Source organism: Ruegeria sp. BG6 (genome assembly GCF_056538465.1).
This window is the reverse complement of sequence record NZ_JBQFTB010000020.1, coordinates 18,331-37,398: the sequence shown is the minus strand read 5'-3', so window position 1 is coordinate 37,398 and position 19,068 is coordinate 18,331. Positions and strand designations below refer to the sequence as shown.

General features: G+C 54.1%; 23 protein-coding genes and 1 pseudogene. 6 read left to right on the top strand and 18 right to left on the bottom strand.

Translation table 11 applies throughout. From position 1 onward, the window contains the following. Positions 1-87: 87 nt before the first annotated feature. The 3 genes from ACR0JW_RS22315 to ACR0JW_RS22305 are packed head-to-tail and all read left to right on the top strand — an operon-like array spanning position 88 to position 2,441. On the top strand, positions 88-1,176 hold the full coding sequence (locus ACR0JW_RS22315; protein WP_480714477.1) for a 4-oxalomesaconate tautomerase: 1,089 nt from the start codon (positions 88-90) through the stop codon (positions 1,174-1,176). Positions 1,177-1,227: 51 nt separating this feature from the next. Further along, entirely contained in the window at positions 1,228-1,446 is a 219-nt protein-coding gene (locus tag ACR0JW_RS22310; protein ID WP_170681095.1) for a hypothetical protein, read from the top strand. A 14-nt stretch (positions 1,447-1,460) separates the two neighbouring features. After that, entirely contained in the window at positions 1,461-2,441 is a 981-nt protein-coding gene (locus ACR0JW_RS22305) for a D-2-hydroxyacid dehydrogenase family protein (protein WP_170681093.1), read from the top strand. Here ACR0JW_RS22305 and ACR0JW_RS22300 read toward each other — a convergent pair. Next, positions 2,410-2,616 (bottom strand): annotated as a pseudogene (locus ACR0JW_RS22300) (AbrB family transcriptional regulator); the annotation flags it as partial. The gene ACR0JW_RS22305 and the pseudogene ACR0JW_RS22300 sit on opposite strands and share 32 nt — an antisense overlap. 212 nt (positions 2,617-2,828) lie before the next feature. On the opposite strand from ACR0JW_RS22300, the gene ACR0JW_RS22295 reads away from it, so the two are divergent. Next, on the top strand, positions 2,829-4,142 hold the full coding sequence (locus ACR0JW_RS22295) for a serine hydrolase domain-containing protein (protein WP_480714476.1): 1,314 nt from the start codon (positions 2,829-2,831) through the stop codon (positions 4,140-4,142). Between the two features lie 188 nt (positions 4,143-4,330). Here the strand turns inward: ACR0JW_RS22295 and ACR0JW_RS22290 are convergent, their stop codons facing one another. From ACR0JW_RS22290 to ACR0JW_RS22270, 5 genes are all read right to left on the bottom strand, one after another. After that, positions 4,331-5,317, bottom strand: coding sequence for a zinc-dependent alcohol dehydrogenase family protein (locus ACR0JW_RS22290; protein WP_480714475.1), 987 nt, complete (start codon positions 5,315-5,317; stop codon positions 4,331-4,333). A 41-nt stretch (positions 5,318-5,358) separates the two neighbouring features. Continuing rightward, positions 5,359-6,204, bottom strand: coding sequence for an enoyl-CoA hydratase/isomerase family protein (locus ACR0JW_RS22285; RefSeq protein WP_480714474.1), 846 nt, complete (start codon positions 6,202-6,204; stop codon positions 5,359-5,361). A 92-nt stretch (positions 6,205-6,296) separates the two neighbouring features. Further along, the gene (locus tag ACR0JW_RS22280; RefSeq protein ID WP_480714473.1) at positions 6,297-7,085 is read right to left on the bottom strand and encodes an SDR family NAD(P)-dependent oxidoreductase; all 789 of its coding nucleotides are present in this window, start codon (positions 7,083-7,085) and stop codon (positions 6,297-6,299) included. A gap of 12 nt (positions 7,086-7,097) precedes the next feature. Beyond that, positions 7,098-8,063: an LLM class oxidoreductase gene (locus ACR0JW_RS22275; RefSeq protein ID WP_480714472.1), complete on the bottom strand. Its 966-nt coding sequence runs from the start codon at positions 8,061-8,063 to the stop codon at positions 7,098-7,100. A 13-nt stretch (positions 8,064-8,076) separates the two neighbouring features. Then, positions 8,077-8,853 (bottom strand): CmcJ/NvfI family oxidoreductase, encoded by a 777-nt coding sequence (locus ACR0JW_RS22270; RefSeq protein WP_480714471.1) that lies wholly within the window; start codon positions 8,851-8,853, stop codon positions 8,077-8,079. A gap of 113 nt (positions 8,854-8,966) precedes the next feature. Between ACR0JW_RS22270 and ACR0JW_RS22265 the strand changes: the two genes are divergently transcribed. Next, complete coding sequence (locus tag ACR0JW_RS22265) at positions 8,967-9,872, top strand: LysR family transcriptional regulator (RefSeq protein WP_480714483.1); 906 nt, start codon at positions 8,967-8,969, stop codon at positions 9,870-9,872. Positions 9,873-10,202: 330 nt separating this feature from the next. On the opposite strand, the gene ACR0JW_RS22260 is transcribed toward ACR0JW_RS22265, so the two are convergent. From ACR0JW_RS22260 to ACR0JW_RS22205, 12 genes are all read right to left on the bottom strand, one after another. Then, positions 10,203-10,769, bottom strand: a complete 567-nt coding sequence (locus ACR0JW_RS22260; protein ID WP_170379215.1) for a disulfide bond formation protein B — start codon at positions 10,767-10,769, stop codon at positions 10,203-10,205. 9 nt (positions 10,770-10,778) lie between these two features. Continuing rightward, positions 10,779-10,934, bottom strand: coding sequence for a DUF5993 family protein (locus tag ACR0JW_RS22255; RefSeq protein ID WP_425084400.1), 156 nt, complete (start codon positions 10,932-10,934; stop codon positions 10,779-10,781). A gap of 145 nt (positions 10,935-11,079) precedes the next feature. Beyond that, positions 11,080-12,024 (bottom strand): aldo/keto reductase, encoded by a 945-nt coding sequence (locus ACR0JW_RS22250; RefSeq protein ID WP_480714470.1) that lies wholly within the window; start codon positions 12,022-12,024, stop codon positions 11,080-11,082. 522 nt (positions 12,025-12,546) lie between these two features. Continuing rightward, entirely contained in the window at positions 12,547-13,176 is a 630-nt protein-coding gene (gene ureG / locus ACR0JW_RS22245) for an urease accessory protein UreG (protein WP_170682699.1), read from the bottom strand. Next, positions 13,173-13,844 carry an urease accessory protein UreF gene (locus tag ACR0JW_RS22240; RefSeq protein WP_480714469.1) on the bottom strand — a complete coding sequence of 224 codons (672 nt, stop codon included), beginning with the start codon at positions 13,842-13,844 and terminating at the stop codon, positions 13,173-13,175. Before ACR0JW_RS22240 ends, ureG begins: the two co-directional genes overlap by 4 nt. Next, positions 13,810-14,262 carry an urease accessory protein UreE gene (gene ureE / locus ACR0JW_RS22235; RefSeq protein WP_170682698.1) on the bottom strand — a complete coding sequence of 151 codons (453 nt, stop codon included), beginning with the start codon at positions 14,260-14,262 and terminating at the stop codon, positions 13,810-13,812. The genes ACR0JW_RS22240 and ureE overlap by 35 nt, the downstream gene beginning before the upstream one ends. Positions 14,263-14,290: 28 nt before the next feature. Further along, entirely contained in the window at positions 14,291-14,467 is a 177-nt protein-coding gene (locus ACR0JW_RS22230) for a DUF1127 domain-containing protein (protein ID WP_170682697.1), read from the bottom strand. Between the two features lie 168 nt (positions 14,468-14,635). Continuing rightward, entirely contained in the window at positions 14,636-16,396 is a 1,761-nt protein-coding gene (ureC, locus tag ACR0JW_RS22225) for an urease subunit alpha (protein WP_170682696.1), read from the bottom strand. After that, positions 16,371-16,703 (bottom strand): urease subunit beta, encoded by a 333-nt coding sequence (locus ACR0JW_RS22220; protein WP_170613842.1) that lies wholly within the window; start codon positions 16,701-16,703, stop codon positions 16,371-16,373. Before ACR0JW_RS22220 ends, ureC begins: the two co-directional genes overlap by 26 nt. After that, entirely contained in the window at positions 16,700-16,861 is a 162-nt protein-coding gene (locus ACR0JW_RS22215; RefSeq protein WP_170613844.1) for a hypothetical protein, read from the bottom strand. The genes ACR0JW_RS22220 and ACR0JW_RS22215 overlap by 4 nt, the downstream gene beginning before the upstream one ends. A gap of 17 nt (positions 16,862-16,878) precedes the next feature. Beyond that, positions 16,879-17,181, bottom strand: coding sequence for an urease subunit gamma (locus ACR0JW_RS22210; protein WP_170613846.1), 303 nt, complete (start codon positions 17,179-17,181; stop codon positions 16,879-16,881). A 1-nt stretch (position 17,182) separates the two neighbouring features. After that, positions 17,183-17,920: an urease accessory protein UreD gene (locus ACR0JW_RS22205; RefSeq protein ID WP_480714468.1), complete on the bottom strand. Its 738-nt coding sequence runs from the start codon at positions 17,918-17,920 to the stop codon at positions 17,183-17,185. A gap of 299 nt (positions 17,921-18,219) precedes the next feature. On the opposite strand from ACR0JW_RS22205, the gene ACR0JW_RS22200 reads away from it, so the two are divergent. Beyond that, entirely contained in the window at positions 18,220-18,417 is a 198-nt protein-coding gene (locus tag ACR0JW_RS22200; RefSeq protein ID WP_170682695.1) for an ATP-binding cassette domain-containing protein, read from the top strand. Positions 18,418-19,068: the final 651 nt, after the last annotated feature.

The following is a 19,068-nucleotide window of genomic DNA, read 5'->3' as shown; positions in this document are numbered from 1 at the left end:
CGCTCAACGTTTGCCCGGCCGGTCAAATAGGCGGGCCGGGCGGCACTGAAATCAGAAATTTCAAAGGTTTGTAAAGGAGGGTTCGCAATGACCCAGACAGCAATCCCATATGTCTTCATGCGCGGCGGCACTTCCCGAGGACCTTATTTTCGGCGTTCTGATCTTCCTGGAGATAGGGACAAGCTGGCTGATGTGCTGGTTGCTGCCCTCGGGGCTGGACAAGCGCTCAACATCGACGGGATCGGTGGTGGTAACGCAGTGACGACCAAAGTGGCGATGCTTTCAGTCAGCGAGGACGACTGGGCAGATATCGACTATTTCTTCGCACAGGTTTCTGTTGATGAGAAGCTGGTCGATTTTAAGCCCACCTGCGGAAACATCCTCTCGGGAGTTGGTCCAGCTGCGATCGAAATGGGATTGCTTCAGCCCAACGGCGATGAGACCGAAATCCGCATTCGCGCTGTAAATACGGGTGCCCGTGTCGTTGCAAAAGTACAGACCCCAGGCGGAGAGTTGGTCTACGAGGGCGATGCGGAAATCGCGGGGGTTCCCGGTCATTCTGCACCCGTGCAACTGAGCTTTATGGGCGTTGTGGGCTCGGCGACAGGTTCATTTCTACCAACAGGAAATTTGCGCGATACAGTGCAGGGGATCGAGCTGACTTGCATGGATGTCGCTATGCCGATGGCCATAGCCCGGGCAGCGGATTTCGGACTGACAGGGTACGAAAGCGCCGAAGAGCTGAATGCTAACCGGGCTTTCTTTGACCGGATGGAGGCAGTACGGATCGAAGCTGCGGAACTGATGGGTATGGGGGACGTATCGAAATCTGTAACTCCCAAATTCGGCCTGATGGCACCCGCCAGAGAGGGTGGAACCCTTGCGGTTCGGTATTTCATGCCATGGAAAACCCACCCAACAATGGCCGTTACGGGTGCGCAATGCATGGCATCCTGCGCTTTGACGCCGGGAACCGTTGCCGACGGGCTGCTTGATCGCCCAGTTTCAAGTCCGGCTGAAGTTGTGTTGGAGCACGCCTCAGGCAAGATTGACGTTCTGGTGAACTTCTCGAACGACGGGGAGTTCAACGTAAATTCTGCTGGTCTGGTGAGGACTGCGCGCAAATTGGCGGATGGTCATGTTTATGTACCGGGATCTGAGTGGAACGGCAGTTGAAATGGCATCTCTCATTCAGTATACAATAGTATACATTTTGAGGATATCCCGATGGACGACTATTCTGAATGCCTTGATATCGCGCGTCAGGAGCTCAGGCTGGCGCAGTCGGCTCTGCGGAGGGACATCGCGGAATACCCAACACCGATTGCCGGGTGTGATGAGCAATTCAACCATTTGCTGGATCAACGCGAACGGGTTCGCAATGCGCTCGAAGCACTCGACACGCGTCATTCTGTGCCGACGCCAAGAAAACTGAGCACCGAGTAGGGTATAGGAAGTCGATGAAAGTTCACATTCTGGATGATTGGTTTGACACACTGCAGGGCCTGCCCTGTTTTGAAAAGCTATCTGGCCACAACGTGAAGGTCTGGACAGATCATGTCGAGGATACCAGCAAATTGGCTGAACGCTTGCAGGAGGCTGAGGCGTTGGTGTTGTTTCGCGAACGAACCAAGATCACCCGCGATTTGGTTGAAAAACTCCCGAACCTGAAATTGGTCAGTCAGCGCAGCGTATACCCGCATGTCGACGTGCAGGCATGCTCGGATAACGGAGTGCTGCTGTGTTCGAACATGCATGGCGGCACGCCTTCATATGCCGCAGCCGAACTGACATGGGCGCTGATCATGGCGGGGATGCGCGATTTGCCTGCGCAGATGGCCTCGGTCAAAACCGGGCATTGGCAGGCCGGAGTTGGTAAGACCCTGAAGGGGAGGAAACTGGGGCTGTATGGATATGGCCGTATCGCCCGCGCTGTTGCTGGCTACGCCGAGGCGTTCGGGATGAATGTGGTCTGGTGGTCCTCGGACGAAGGTCGGGCGAGAGCGCATGCAGATGGCGTTCAGGTCGCCGCAAACCGCGAAGCGTTCTTTGCTCAAAGTGATGTTGTCTCAGTCCATGTTCGCCTGAAGCCAAACACACACGGCATCATCACCGCGTCGGATTTCGCGCAGATGCAACCTGGAGCACTTTTTGTGAATACATCACGTGCAGGCCTTATCGCAAGGGGTGCATTGCTTGAGGGGCTAAATGCCGGCCGCCCGGGCAAGGCCGCGATTGATGTCTTCGATACTGAGCCGCTCACCGACCCGAATGACCCTTTGCTATTGCTCCCAAACCTGATTGCGACACCACATATAGGTTTTGTGACCGAGGACGAATTCGACCTGCAATTCTCAGACATTTTCGATCAGGTGAACGCTTATGCTGAAGGCGCTCCCATCCACATGATCAACCCCGAGGTTTTGACCAGCGCAGGATAAGGTGGGCTGCTATCGGCGCACCAATGATCACCAACACAATCCTTGTCAGGTGGTGAGTTATGACGAAGCCCAGATCCTCGCCAGAAATGATGGCCAAACCTGTCATCTCTGCCTAACCGCCGGGGGCAAACGTCGAGAATGCCTCCACAGGTTGGCCGAGCCCCAACGTGGTGACATCAGGAATGGGTCGTTTGCTGTGTTTGACAACATCGGCACGAAGGGCGGCTTTGTCCGCAAAGCGGTCATTCAGACAGAACGAAGCGAACGGCGGCTCTGAGCCCAGAACGGACTTTCATTTTTCAATTCCTCCAGAGTTGCTCGCGCAAGAAAGTTGCGAACGTTCAAAAAACCTGATGTGTTAATTTCATCTTGGGAGGGTTCAAAAATATGTTAATCAAAACGCTTACCACAACAGTTGCAATCATTGTTATTTCAGCGACTTTTTCGTCAGCCGATGAGCATGGAGACAATCCCTACGCCACACATAATGAACTCGGTCTTATGCAAGGCTTTCCGCCTCCAGCCGACAAGCGTGTCACGCGCAACAACGCGTTGTTTGGCGTGCCATACAATCGATGGTCCTACCAAAACATGCGCCAATTCTATCCTTCGGCGAACATCCCTCCCTCCACAGTGCCACGCAAGCTAAGGGTCTCCCCAGACGGAGGGATTGAAAGACTGAGTATCGCCCATCCAGATGGCGAGAATGTCGGTCTCGATGATTTCCTAGAGCAAACTTACACAGATGCGTTTTTGGTTCTGAGGGGCGACACTATTGTCTTCGAAAGATATCTAAACGGCATGCACGCCGATCAACCGCATCAAATGATGTCGGTGACTAAGTCCTTTGCAGGTCTCTTTGGCTTGATGGCCGTCGATGCAGGGCTTGTTCAAGAAGACGCTCTTTTGAAAGAAATCATTCCGGAACTGGCACCCTCTGGAGCTTTTGGAGAAGCAACCTTTGGCCAAGCTCTGGATATGACTAATTCGATGGCATTCACGGAAGAATATGCTGACCCCAATTCCGGTATCCAACAGTATGGACGCGTTCTTGGCCTGCTTCCCTCCAACCCTGGAGAGGACTTGCCTGATAGCATTTATGGGTATTTGCCGACCCTGGACATTGATCCCGAGCATGCGCATGGAGAAGTGTTTCACTACCAAACCCCGAAAACGGACGTGGTCAACTGGGTCACCAATCGTGTGACAGATCAGTCTTTCTTTGACCAACTCACAGAACTTATGGAGAAGGTCGGCGCTGAGGGTGAGACCTACGTTTTGCTTGATCAAAATGGCACCCTATTTGCTGGTGGCGGGTTGAATGCAACACCGCACAACTTGGCACGATTTGCTGCCATGATGCTGAATGATGGAATGGTGAACGGTGAAGTCGTCGTACCTGAGGCCGTAATCGAAGCGTTGGAAACAGGGGGTGATAGAGACGCCTGGACGAATGGTCCCAATGTCAACGAAATGCCAGATGGAGAAGGTAGCTATCGTGCACAATGGTGGGTGCGTCACAACGAAGGCCGTGAAGCCTTCACCGCGCTCGGCATTCACGGTCAGTGGATTTACATTGATCGGGCTAACAACACGGCCTTCATCAGGCAAGCTTCACAACCTCAATCGACAGGCGCGTTCTACGATGATTTCACATACGCGACAATAGACGCAATCAACGATTACTTGGCGGGAGATTGAAGCAACCGGAGATAGTCCGCATCGCAGTCATTGAGTGGAATTGAGCGAACGTCTGCCACGAGCCCAAATCGACCGATGCTGCGCTTTGCACGAAGGTCTGCTAAGCACTGATAGTTGACATAAATTGCAGCTCAAACTGAGTTGGTGCGCAAGGTCGTATTGCGGGCACCAATCTCAGTTGAAACTTATCACAGCTCCACTACGACTTTTCCGACCTTAGACCCATTTGTCAGGTGCGCATAGGCTGCGCCGACGTCAGACCATCCAAACTTCTGTTCGTCGACAATCGGTTTGAGCGCTCCGTCATCCGCCAGTTCCGCCAGTTTCCTCAGGATGTCGCCATGTGTTTGCCGCCCGACATCGTGCATCATCGGGATCAGCATGAAAACGACATGCAGAGACAGACCTTTGAAATGCACAGGCGTCAAATCAATCTCGACCATCGCGACCGTTGAGGCGACATGGCCATTGAGCCTGGCGGCTTCGAACGAGTTCGTCATGTTCGGACCGCCAACGCTATCAAACACCATATCGAAGCCAACACCTTCGGTGTGATCAGCCACGTAGTCCTTGACCCTTTGCGTTGTGAAATCTATTGCGTGAGCGCTCAGCTCTTCGATCAGGGCCAACTGATCCTCGCCGCGACCTGTTGCGGACACTTTGGCACCAAGGTGGCGGGCGATTTGGATGGCAATATGACCAACGCCACCGGCGCCGCCTTGTACCAGCACAGTCTGCCCCTCGCCAACACCAGCGCGGGTCAGCCCTTCGTAGGCGGTGATGCCGACGAGAGGCAGCGCTGCGGCTTCCCGCATGCTCAGCGTCCTGGGTTTGTGGGCAATCAGGCGGGCATCGGCATTAGTATACTCTGCTAGAGCTCCCGGGACATCCATCAATCCACCAGCACAACCGTACACCTCATCGCCTATCGCAAAACCTGTCACACCGTCGCCAATCGCAACGACCGTGCCAGCGAAGTCCATGCCAAGCACGGCGGGCAATTGTGGAGACAGAGGTAGGTTCGCGCCCATGTTTCGGATCATTGTGTCGACGGTGTTGACGCTGACTGCGGCCACTTTGACGAGCACATGTCCAGAAGTCGCGACCGGGTCGGGAATTTCAGCAAGCTCGAACGGTGCATCGGGTCCGTAGGTGTTCAAAACCATTGCCTTCATTGGGGTATTCCTTTTCTTACGCGTTGATTTGGTTAGGGGGGTCAGTTGATGTCCTGCACCTGCATAACCAGATCGCCCCACTTGCGCTGGTTTTCGATGTCGTGTTCCAGACCTTGTTCATCCGCGATGGTGAAACGTTTGACCGCCGGGGTTTTGCTGGTGGCCTGATAGAGCCAATAAGCCTCGGCTTTAAGCGCCTCATCAATGGGTTTGTCGATTGATTCGTAGACCATCTTCTTGCACGCATTGATCGACTCAGCTGGGAATTTTGCAATCCGTTCGGCCAGTACGGTCACATAGGGACCAATTTCATCCGGCTCCAACGCCTTGTTGATGGTGCCCAGACGTTCTGCATCATCCGCATCGTAGTCTTGCGCGCTCAGGATGATTTCAAGCGCTTTGCCAAGACCCGTCTGGCGCGCCATGCGCGAAGCGCCGCCGCCGCAGGGCAGGATGCCCATTCCAACTTCCATCTGCATAAACTTGTACTTGCCCCGTGCCGCAAAGCGCATATCCAGCGCCAACGCCAATTCGTGACCGCCGCCGCGTGCGAACCCTTCCAGCTTTGCGATGGTGGCCTGTGGCACCTTGCTGATCCGCTCGCAGACCGACTGCAGGTCCAAAAGCTGGGCATCCTCGCGGGATACGACCTCAGTCGACATGTCCTTGAGCAGGTCGGTGTCGTAGTGGCAGACCCAGATTTCCGGATTGGCGGATTGAAATATCACGACCTTGGTGTCGCGGTCCCGCTCTAGCCGCATGGCCAGACTGTTGAGATCGGCCAGCATTTCCTGGCCCTGCACGTTCACGGAGCCAAAGTTGAAGGTGACCGTGGCGATACCGTTTTCGACGGCTACGTCAAAGGTTTGGAAGTTCTCATACTTCATCAGGCAGTCCTTTCTTGGGCCTCAACGCGGCATGCGTGAGGGATAGGGGAGTGTTAAAGGCGGAGATGCGCGGCGCTTTCGCGCCGGAATGGTCAGCCCGTCCGGCTGATCAAGAGTTTGATTGTGTTCATGATGTCGGCAGCGTGGTTCTTGTCGCGCGCTGCGGCATGCGGATCAGCGAAAGCCCCGCTGTCATTGTCAAAATAGGCGCCTGACGCGTCAGCGAACCGTGCACCCAAGGCTGCGTCAATCAAGATATCAGCACCGATATTCATATCGTTCCCGGCGAGGCCAAAGCCTTCTTTCACCATCTTTGAGGCCAGAAGTGATCCGGGATTTACCGCGACCACCACAGGCGCATTGGACAGCGATTTGGCCCATTCGCGTGTCCAGATAGTGATCGCCAACTTGCTTTGGGCGTAGGCTTCCATATCCGCCAGTGGCACATTGCCCTGCATGGCCTTGATGTTCACCGGAGCCTGAGCTGCCGATGACAGGTTCACGACACGCCCGTCGGCGGGAATGATCGGCAGCAGCAATTCGGTCAGCAGAAACGGTGCAAGCGTGTTCACCACAAAGCGGATGTCCTGACCATTTTCAAGCACGGTTTGGGGGGCTTTAAGCACACCTGCGTTGTTAATCAACACATCCAGATTGTGATGCTTGGCCCGAACGTTTTCGGCCAGTTTTCGAACCGCGGACAGGTCGCTCAGATCAGCGGTATAGGTTTCGACATCGTCTCCGACGGCGGCAGCCGCGCGCTCCAATTTGGAGGCACTGCGTCCATGGAGGAGAACTTTGTGCCCATCGGCAGCAAGCTTCTTTGCCGTCAGCAGGCCAATGCCGTCGGTTGAACCTGTAACGAGAATAGTTTTGGTCATCGGTCTGATCCTTCAGGAAAAGTCAGGCAGCACAGTATGCGCCAAGTGTTCGAGGGTCGCCTCGATGGGCGCTTGATTGAACCTAAGGTTCAGTGCGACGTGATTGACCCCGAGCATTTCAATCTCGCGCAGATAGCTGCGAAGGAAGTCAGTGCCAGATTGAAACCCAAGATGGATCGGGCGAGGAGGGGCAGCTGGATCAGCAACGAGATCGACATAGAGCGATTGCATAACAGGCTTATCCGCTTGACCCGCCGCCTTCACACGTCTGCGGTAAACTGCGATGACTTGACCTTGAGCCGCAGCAGTACGCGGATAGGTCATCAAACCATCTCCGTTCTGCGCCACCCAATCGGGTGATTGTTGGCTACCACCGGTAATGAGCATAGGTAGGCGCGTTCCATGCGGCTTTGGCAACAGATCAATCCCGCCACGCAGTTTGCCCTGTGCATTTTCATGCTTGGGATAGGCCGAACCAACCGCACGAATGTAGTCAACGCTGTCGCGGAAACGACCGCCCCGGTCATCATAACTCTGGTTTGTCGCCGGGTACTCCTGGGGCCGATCACCGGAGGCAACGCCCAAGAGCAACCGCCCGCCCGAGAGCACATCTGCCGTCGCCGCTGCCTTGGCCACATGGGCGGGGTGACGCAATGGCAGGATCACGCTCGCCGTTCCAAGCGCAATCCGCTCCGTCGCCGTTGCCAGTGCACCCAGATAGACAAATGGATCGAATACCTGCCCGGGGTCACCAAAGCTTGGTACATTGAAGGGCACGTCGCGCAGCCAAAGTGCTGCAAACCCAAGCTCCTCGGCTTTCTGAGCCGCTTCCAGGTGCCCTCGTAGCGTCGGCTCTGCGCCGACTGCATAGGCTTCGAGAGGCAACACAAGGCCAACGCTCAGTCGTCCGAGACGGAACACCCGGTTATAGGCCGCATTGATTTGGTCAAACTCAACTTGCTGCGTTTTATCCAACATATCTGGCGCTCCTTTAATAGCGCACCAAAGTGCGGCTTTCGATGCTTTTGCGAATGGTCGTGACATTTGGGTCCTCGACCATATCAAGCGCACTATGCGCAATCGACGGCAGGCCTTGATTGTCATAGATGTTGAAGATCGCGACCTCATCCGGCGTCATCTTGGATTGATAGATCCACTCATGTTTGGGGTTTCCCACCAACCCCATGATTTGTCCCACGCGGTCAGGATAGATCAGGTCCAACAGAATCCAATCAGACGGGTCAACCGATGATGGGCGAACGAATCCAAGTGGCGCAGAATTGATGGGATGATCCAAAGGGCGCCATACATTGACAAACGCGTAGTGATCTTGCGCCCATTCCGCTGCGGCCTCGGCACCCAGCAGATCGACAAGCCGCTGTTCGGCTCCGTCCTTGCTGTAGTCGCTGTGGACATTGCGCGCTGATTTACGCATTGCTTCAGGGTCATCCACCCGAACGGTATGATCAAAAACCATCACCTCTCGCGCACCCAGCCTGTCCTGCAGCATCGCCTTAAGTTCTGTATCGTATATTGGTTCCCAGCTATCGCCTGCAAAGTCTAAGACCTGCGTTTCCAGCGCCGTGATTTCAACGGCATCACACGCAAATGAAACCGACGACGTCGTTGTGCGGTTGTCCGCTAGCACAATGGATGTCGCGATCAGTTCAGGGGAAATCAGTTTCCCTGCGACCCCGCCAGCATCAAGTTCAAAGGCTTGCCGGTAGGATTTGTGAACATGGTAGTTGACTAGGGTTTTCTGTGTCATTTGCGCCTCCCGCCTAAGCTCTGCTGTATCTGTGAAAGGGATTTAATGCTGATCAAATTGCAGATAAACTGCCTAATAATGGATTGTTAATTCGGATAATAAATATAATGGGCTTGGACACGGACGCGCTTCGATTGTTTGTCAAGGCTGCAGAAATGCTGAACATCAGCGCGGCGGGGCGTGACCTTGGCATGGCCCCAGCAGTCTCCAGCGCAAGGCTTGCCAAGCTGGAGCAGAACCTGGGCTTCGAGCTTTTGCACCGCACGACGCGCAAAGTGTCGCTGTCGGTAGAAGGAGCCGATTTTCTGCCCTTCGCCCGTGAGATCATTGCGCAAGAAGAGGCAGCACTTGCTGCATTGGGCAAGCAAACGACAACGATCAAGGGTACATTGCGGTTTGCTGCACCAAGCAGTTTTGCACAGCTTTACATCGCGCCAATCCTGCCTAAGTTCCTTGAACAGCATCCCGACCTCACACTCGATCTGCGCCTTTCAGATGTGCAGTTCGACCTGATCGAAGGTAGCTATGATCTGGCGCTCAGGAACGCGCCACTTGTCGACACCAGCCTGAAGGGCCGCAAACTGGCTGATGACCAGCGTATTCTTTGTGCTGCGCCACACTACCTCGATACGCACGGCGTTCCCGATGCACCAGCCGATTTGATAAACCACCGTCTGATCGCATTCCAAAACCTCCAACCGCGGTCACTGATAGGACCGGCAGGCGAAAACGCTGCTTTCGATCCTACGTCAGCCAAAGGCCAATTGATTATCGATGACGGTCAAAGCCAGGTTCGCGCCACATTGGCCGGGGCCGGTATTTCCTTGAATGCTAGATGGAGCGTGCATGAACAACTGAAGTCAGGCCGTTTGGTACGGGTTCTTCCAAACTTTGAGGCCAGCGAAGACAATGTCTTGTGGCTGATCTATCCAAAGTCCAACGTTCTGTCCCCAAAAGTGCGGGTGTTCATGGACTTTCTGGTAACAGAGATTGGCGCAAAGCCTCCTTGGGAAACATGAGCTCAAATTAAGTTTAGCGTGCTATCAGACATCCTGACGCCAATGTCGGAGACAGGCGTTGAGCGGACATGCCTTGTCCATTCGCAAAAGTCAGCTTTGTCCGCAGAGCGGTTGCTCGCAACATTTCGGCGATTGAACGCACCGAGCCCAAAGCGGTAACTGCCTTAACATTGACCATATACTTTGTTTCTGGTCGTTAATTTGCTTGTTGGTAGTTATTTGTGATCAAAATGAAGCAGAGTTCGCTTTTGTATTTCCTCTTTGATTTTGGAGGGTAAAACACCGGAAAAACTGCGCACAAGCTCTCTCCTTGACGTAAGTTTTCGTTGCTTACTCAAGCTTATCCAAAAACTTGTAATCTGTTGGCGGATCGTCGCAAATACCTGGTCCACACTCCAGTAGAGCTGAGCCTGCGTTGGCAACTGCCAAAACCAAGATCAACATGAATGCCGTTTTGGCCAACTTGCTTCCACCGAACCGTTCCGATGCCCTAACGTCCGCAGCCAGATCATATTGCTTTTCAAAGACAAGCATCACTGCGGTCCCGAGTATTATCAAACCGAAGGCTATGCCAGCCCAAGTGTAGAAATGTAGACCAAGAACCGGAGACCCATAGTGCCCGGTGCCGGGCACTATGTGCAGTAGGATTTGGCGGATCGAAACGCTGATGCCAAATATTGCTGCCACAAGGACGATTCCGTAGTTCCTTGCACGCGTGCCCCACAAGAGATTTAGCCCGAGCCCAAACCCCACGGCCACGAAACCGACACGCTGCAATAGACACAACGGACAGGGTAATTCGTAGAGAACAAGTTGAAAATAGAATGCAAGAACCAACACTAGGCAGACAGCCAAGGCACCAAGCGCGTTCATGTTTCGGGCGAATTCAGGTGACATGGAACGATCTCACAATTGGATTGAAAGCGGCGTTGTTGCATGAAATTTGAGCCAATAAACGCTCGCCAAAAGCGTTACTACGAATAGGGCGTATGAAAGGCGGACGAGTTTATAGTAAGCTAGCCCCAAGGCGCATGTGAACAACGCAAATAGTAATGCAATCATATTGATCCCTTTGACTTTTTGGCCTTGCCGAGACTGGCAGGTACTGAGGACACTGTTTCCTTTTCGAAAATCGGTCTAAGCACCATATCAAGTCTCGAATGATCTTCCGCCTTGTTCGCGATACTGCCCCTTCAAGGATTTAACCCTAAGCCTCTGGATCCTCCGAAGATTTCCCGAGCTCAGCGAGGTCCTCCCAAACACCTTCAGGGATGGACCACTCTGCCCATTCCATTGCCTGTTGAACATGCTGAGGCCATGTCACTCCGCAAATCGTCGAAGTGATGTCGTCATTTTTCAAAGAGTGTTGCAACGCGACCGCCCCGACTGGGACATCGTAGTGCCCGCATATCTCTTCAACAGCACGTATTGGCGCAAGTACTTCATCATCTGCAGGTCGATAGACATAAAAGCGATGGATCGCGCTGCCTCGGGCAAGCGCACCCCCGGAATAAGGTGCCGCGTTCAATATCGAAACCGCTCGTGACTTCGCGAGTTCTATCAGAGGTGCCGCGTTGTCGTTTACCAGCGTATGCCGGTTGTGTGTCAGGACTACGTCAAAATCCCAACCCTCCAAAATTGGCATCATCAAGTCGATACGTCCCGCTGCGATTCCGACCGCCTTTGCCAGACCTTCCTCCTTGATGCGGAATAACTCTTCAATCGCGCCACCCCGTCCTTTGACCTCAGATAGATCATTTGCATATTCGACATCATGGACGTGGAGTATATCGACGCTGTCGACACTTAGGGCCGAAATACTTTCCTCGAATGACCTACGTGTCTGAGAAGCATCAAAAGCACCGGTTTCCATATCCCGGTCGACTTTGGTGGAAAGCACCCGCCCGGCCGGCCAACCGCCAAGCTCACGAATGACTTTACCTATGCGCTCTTCACTTCGTCCCATGGCATAGCAACGGGATGTGTCCAGGAACGAATTTGGCTGCGAAAGAATTGCCCGAATTGTATCAATCGCGCGGTCTTCCTCAACTTCATACCCATAGATCTCCGGAATACTGCCCAACCCTGTCGACCCAAACCCGATACGAGGAACCCGTATCCCTGTGTTACCAATTTCGCGTAGCTCCGCCATGCCAAACTCCCAATTGGTTCCGGACGTTCGTAGATGTTGCGCGAGTAGTTTGTTTAAAACAAGCCAGAGTTGCCGCGACGCTGTTTGGTCGTGCAGGGACCATTCAAGCAATCGCACTACGGGACTCTTGCTACATGGCTACTTTGTCCGCGAAGCAGACGATCAGTCAAATTTGTCGAGCGTCCGCTTTGAGCCCAAAGCGGACGTCGCAGTTTCGCGCCCTGCGGAGAAATTTCTGCAAAAGCACTAACAACCATGACAAAGCGCAGCATCGTGTCCGAACTTTCGGGCATCACGCAGAAATATCGGAGGGTGAAACTCGCAGAGCGCGCAAAAAACCGGCCTCGAAAAATGGCTTGGTTGTGTGTAGTTGTATGGCTGAGCTTATTGCTCTTCCTGTACAGACAACAGGTAGGTGAAGAAAAAAGATAACGTCCAGACGAACGAGGAAATGAAAGACTGTACTTTCGGCCTCTCCAATCGACTTCAGGTGCCGACAATTTGGCATCTTCGTTCTGGGTGCTAATTCGCTTCTGAAATTGTTAACCCACCCCGCTTCACCAAGAGGTCAACAATTGCGTCAACCCCTTTTTTGTGACGAAGGGACGAAAACAAAAAAGGCCGTCCTTTGCGCATTCTGACTGCGTCTCTTTCCATGACCTCCAGTGAAGCGCCAACATGCGGCGCCAGATCCGTTTTGTTTATGACCAGGATGTCGGACTTTGTTATGGCCGGTCCGCCCTTTCGTGGGATTTCCTCACCAGCGGCGACGTCAATCACATAGATTGTAAGGTCCGCGAGCTCCGGGCTGAAAGTAGCCGACAGGTTGTCGCCGCCGCTTTCGATAAGAACAATATCGAGATCGGGATGGCGTTCCTGCATTTCAGCGACCGCTGCTAGGTTGATCGATGCATCCTCGCGGATCGCTGTATGTGGGCAACCGCCCGTTTCGACGCCGATAATTCTATCTTGGGGAAGAATTTGCATACGCATCAATGCTTCAGCGTCCTCCTGAGTATAAATGTCATTGGTGATGACACTCACCGAACAGACGTCGCGCAGAGCTTCAGATAAGGCAGCAGTCAAAGTGGTCTTTCCGGCTCCAACCGGACCACCGATGCCAACGCGAAGAGGGCCGTTCATATTGTTCATGTACGGAATATCCTTGAATACTGTGTTTCGTGTTTCATCGACGCTATGTCCGTCAGGAACGCAGTCGAACTCAGTTCTTCTAAGCCTGCCATTTGCGCTTTTTCGGCGATATGAGCGCATAGCGGTGTCAAATTACGTATCAGTCTCTGAGAATCGGTTTGGCCCAGCGGCACTAGGCGCGTTGCGCAGGCGACCAAGTTGCTTGCAAATGCTTGTAAATACATCTTTGTCGCCAGTAACATGGGGAGGCCCTGCAGACGCGCGGCGTGGCCTACTGAAACTGGGTAGGCATATTGTTGGATATCTAGTTCCCAGACGTTTCCTGTGACCCTCCCGAATGCTTGTCCCAGCAATTCGGTTTCCATTTTTCTTTCAGATGACGCGCAGATGGCCCTCGCTTTGGCATCGACACTGATAAGTTCATCTTTATCCTGAGCGTTGTATGCGGACACTACGAACAGAGCGTCATTCCATCCAGATCCATGTTCCAGCGCATGTGAAACCCAGGCTTGGGTATCTTGTGAACTGGAGACAGCTCCCTCGTCAATTGCAGCTTCCAGCCCATGAGAATAGGCAAAGCCCCCTACGGGATATGCCGGAGACAACCACTGGGTTAGCGTAAGGATATCAGCGTCAGTGGGCGTGGCCATGAGTCCTGCCGTGGCCATAGGCCCCACCTTCGGGGGTGAACGGTTCGTGAACCTCCCGAACCGAGGCTCCGATTTTCAGAAGCATGTCTCGGATCACATGATCGACCTGAATCAGAAGCCGATCCTTTTCGATTTGGCAGGGCGTGTGGCGATTGCCGATATGCCAAGCAATGCGCGTCAGGTCCGGGGCTTTAACCTCCAGCAACGCTTCGGGTGCAGCCTGTATTTCCACTTCGCGACCGTCATCCAGAACCAAAGCGCCACCGTGGTTCAACGAAGTCGTTTGTGCCAGATCGATGAGAATCTGTTCGCCACTTTCGCAGGTCAAAACCTTGCGCCGCAAAAAGCGGTCGTCATAGGTTAATGACAGACAGTCTGCTGGATCGCCATGCGTGTGATCCGAATACTTACGTGCAATACAGAGCAGGGCGGTCATACCGTCGCCTCCTCTGCAGGGGGAATGGTCAGAGCCAGATTGAGTCCGAAAATACCCGATGCACGATCCGTTCGCGCGCCAGGCCGCGCTTTTTCAACTCTTCGTCGCTCAGTGATTGCAGGAATTCGACTTGCCGGACGCGTGATTGAGCTTCGGCCACGCTGATCAGGGCCGAGTAGATTGACGATCCGATGGATGCGATCAAATTTGGCAGCGAAAAGCGTGCGTGTGTTTGTGCTGTTGAGTGTGCCATTTGGACCCTCGTAAATGTTGGTCCTCCCATTGGATTTAATATTTGTCATAGTGGCCTCATTTAGAAGAGCGTGTTTGGTCATTTCAGCCTTGCGCGGGCCGCAACTCAGCACATTTTTGATCAGAACAAAAAGTATCGTTGCGCCATTGGCAGGACTTCGGCGGGTTGGCAGGTCAGCAACTCGCCATCCGCCCGGACTTCGTAGGTTTCCGGATCAACTTCGACTTGCGGCGTCGCGTTGTTCAGCAGAAGATCCTGCTTGCCGATCTCACGCGTGTTTTGGACGGCGACGGTCTGTTTTGCCAATCCCAGTGCATCACCGATCCCGTCCGCATAGGCGGCTTGCGAGACAAATGTGATCGCCGAGTTTTCTACCGACCGACCATATGCGCCAAACATGGGGCGGCTATAGACAGGCTGCGGAGTGGGGATAGACGCGTTGGGATCGCCCATCTGCGCACACGCAATCGTGCCGCCCAGCAGAACCATCTCGGGCTTCACTCCGAAAAAGGCAGGGTTCCATAGGACTAAGTCGGCGCGCTTGCCTTCTTCGATGCTACCAATCTCATGGCTGAGGCCGTGGGCAATGGCTGGGTTGATGGTGTATTTCGCGATGTAGCGGCGGACGCGAAAGTTGTCGTTCTCACCGGTTTCTTCGGGTAGACGACCGCGCTGTTTCTTCATCTTATCGGCGGTTTGCCAAGTGCGGATCAATACCTCTCCGACCCGACCCATGGCCTGGCTGTCAGACGCGATGATCGAGAACGCGCCCATGTCGTGCAGGATATCTTCGGCTGCGATGGTCTCGCGCCGGATGCGGCTTTCGGCAAAGGCCACGTCCTCGGGGATGGACTTGTCGAGGTGATGACAGACCATCAGCATGTCCAAATGCTCTTCGACCGTATTCACTGTGAAGGGCCGCGTGGGATTGGTCGAGGACGGCAGAACGTAGTTCTCGCCGCAGATCTTGATGATGTCCGGGGCGTGTCCACCGCCTGCGCCTTCAGTGTGGAAGGCGTGAATCGTGCGACCTTTTATGGCCGCCAAGGTGTTTTCCACAAAGCCTGATTCATTCAGCGTGTCAGTGTGGATCATCACCTGCACGTCCATTGCATCGGCTGTCGACAGGCAGCAGTCGATGGCGGCGGGGGTTGTTCCCCAGTCTTCGTGCAGTTTCAGGGCACACGCTCCGGCTTTGATCTGTTCCTCCAGTCCAGCGGGTAGAGAGGCATTGCCCTTACCTGCAAAGGCTAGATTCATTGGAAACGCATCAGCGGCCTGCAACATCCGCCCGATATGCCAAGGTCCAGGGGTGCATGTGGTCGCCAGCGTACCATGCGCAGGCCCTGTGCCGCCGCCCAGCATTGTGGTCAGGCCGGAATGCAGCGCGTCCTCGATTTGTTGCGGGCAAATAAAGTGGATATGGCTGTCGAACCCGCCCGCCGTCAGGATGCGACCCTCTCCTGCAATTGCCTCAGTACCAGGGCCTATGATGATGTCCACGCCAGGTTGCGTATCGGGGTTGCCGGCTTTCCCAATCTTGGCGATACGCCCGCCCGTCAACCCAACGTCCGCTTTGTAGATACCGGAATAATCGACGATCAGTGCGTTGGTGATCACCGTATCCACGGCCCCTTCGGCGCGGGTGGCCTGAGATTGCCCCATCCCGTCGCGAATGACTTTGCCACCACCGAACTTGACCTCTTCCCCATAGACATCTTCGCGGTGCCCGGTTTCGCTGAAACGCGCAGCCGTTGCGCGCTCAACGATCAGGTCCTTCTCAACCTCGATGATCAGTTCGGTATCTGCCAATCGTACTTTGTCACCAACCGTGGGGCCGAACATTGACGCATAGTCACTTCGGCTGATCTTGCCCGGCATCTTTCAGAGCCCCCATGATATGCATATTGAAACCGTAGATGTGCCGGCGCCCGTCAACTGGCACCAGTATGACTTCGCGAGTCTGGCCCGGCTCAAATCTCACAGCCGTGCCTGCCGGGATGTCCAACCGCATCCCCAAGGCCGCGTAGCGATCAAAATCCAAGGCAGAGTTGGCTTCGGCAAAATGGTAATGGCTGCCGACCTGCACCGGTCGATCACCGGTATTGGCGACAACAACAAGACGACTGCTGCGTCCTGCGTTGAGTGTCAGTGAACCCTCGGCAGGTATGATCTCACCCGGGATCATTTAGGCAGATTCAATATGACCGTGATGGCGATGACCGCGATCAATGCCAGCCCAGCTGCGAGCAGGGCGAAATCACTGCCATGGGCATGAATATGGGTATCCGTATGGGCCAAAGCAGGACCAGCCAAAATAAAAGCGGGAAACAACATTCGGTTCATTTGGAACTCCTTGGAAATTAGCGGATTGGGTTGTGAACAGTGACAAGCTTAGTGCCGTCTGGGAAAGTAGCTTCGACCTGCACCTCGTGGATCATCTCGGGCACGCCTTGCATGCATTGGTCGCGGGTGATCACTTCGGCGCCGGCTTGCATCATATCGGCGACTGAACAGCCATCGCGCGCGCCTTCGACCACGGCGTCGGTAATCAGGGCAATGGCCTCGGGGTGGTTCAACTTGACACCGCGGGCCAGCCGTTTGCGGGCGACCTCAGCAGCCATGGCAACCAGTAGTTTGTCTTTTTCACGAGGGGTCAGGTTCATCTCAGAGAATCCAGCAACGGGGTAATGTGTCTTTGTTCAGCCTGCGCAGAACCGGGACCAGAGTGCGGCGAAGGGCCAAGCTGTCGTGGGCTAGAACACGGATAGCCAGCAGGTCATTTTGGATTAGTGTTGCACCGGCGTCGTCGGGCAGCATTCCGCGAATAGAATCCAAATGACCTTCGGCAGCTTCCGATGCAAAGACGATCAGTGCCATCGCCCCTGCGCCGTTTGCAATATGCGGCTTGGATAGGTGAGAGTGCCAATTACCGGAGAACCGCATCGCATCCAGGAACACCAGCTTTCCTTCGTGTCGTATCTCGATCCGATCGCTTAAGCGGATATCGGTCAACGTCTCGCCCATGGCGGCGCGCCCAAAGACCAACGGCTCTACCATCAAAACCTCGGCACCCGGTTGCTTGTCGATCTTCAGGCGTCGTTCCAAAGCACTGCCGTTGAACAAAATGCTCTCTTGCGGCAACCAATTCAGGCGGGCTCCTGCTTCAACTGTCAGGTGATTGATAACCTGGGCACGTTCTTCAGATTGGGCCTTGTAGGCACGCTCGCAGGCTTGTGTCGTCAGTGTCAGCGCGGTGCCTTCCGCTGCCTTGCCTGAAAACCGGAATGAATCGCCGCCTGTCACACCACCTGCAGTGTTCAGAAGAACCGCATCAAGATCAGGCGTCGGGGTTCTGGGAAACAGGCATTTCAAAGACCCGGACTGGCGAAACTTGTCTAGCACGGTCCTTTGGCCCAATTGCTTGGTGCTCAAGTAGACGGTGCCTGCAGCACGGGGCGGCAGCGCATTGTACGTCGGCAATATGGCAGCAGCTTGGGTAATCGGGCACCTTTAAAGCGTCGTTTTGGTGCCTCTTGTTTCTCTGTTGTAGGGTCGGAACGCTAATCTGCAGCGTCTGAAACTGCCTATTTCCATATCGTGTGGCTAAATATTAGACAGAGACGTCAGTCCTGGATGAAAAAACAGGCACACCTCGCTGGCTTTCTAATTTGGGTCAAAGGTAAGTTGCCAAACTTACTGCGATGCAGAACTGGCGCGGGAGCGGCCTTTCTGGCGGTAAGCAGCAACAGCTGGCCATCGCGCGGGCGCTGATTGCGATGCTGAGACTGCTGCTGAATGAGCCAACCGAAGGCATTCAGCTGAAGCTAATCCAACAGATTGGCGAAGTGATCCGGCGCCTCAGAAAGATGGGCGGATTGGCAATTGTTGTAGTCGAGTAGTATTTCGACTTCACCTATGACCTTGTCAAAAAAGATTGTCGTGTCGTGACGTGGAGAAGTCATGGTCAAAGGCACACGATGCACCTTGGCTGGCAGCGTTCAAACGGGAGCTGCAGTCCTTTCCACGCGGACGCAACGACGATCAAGTCGACAGCATTGCCCATTTTCTGAACTGGTGCAAGGGACTGGGTTTCTACCGGGCACGGGGTTGAGATCACCAGATCAACATCGAAGGTCGGGAACGCAATCGCGAGAGTATCAGACGACGGTAGAGTCTCGGATAAAAACTTGAAGACGCATCGAACTGTGCTTCAAAGGTGGTCACCTCTATCTATCCCGCGAGCGGTCCCAATGACTGCTCGCAACCGCTAACCAGTCTTTTGACTATAGCCCCGAACGACCGCTCTGAGCCCAAAGCGGCATTTCGTCTAAACGGATCGAACGTTTTGAAAGTGCACAAGTTGTGTGCGTTAGCGTGGTTGGCCTTACTCAAGCGAATAGCTGACGCAAAATTCTTGAAAAACTCTTTGAAATTGCTGGGCGGTTGAAAGTCAGCTTTGGGTTGAGGTCGGTCCATCATCTAAGAATAGAAAAAAGCTGTGCCTATTTTCTCTCCCATTATAAGGCAGGAGCCTTCATAAAATATTTTGG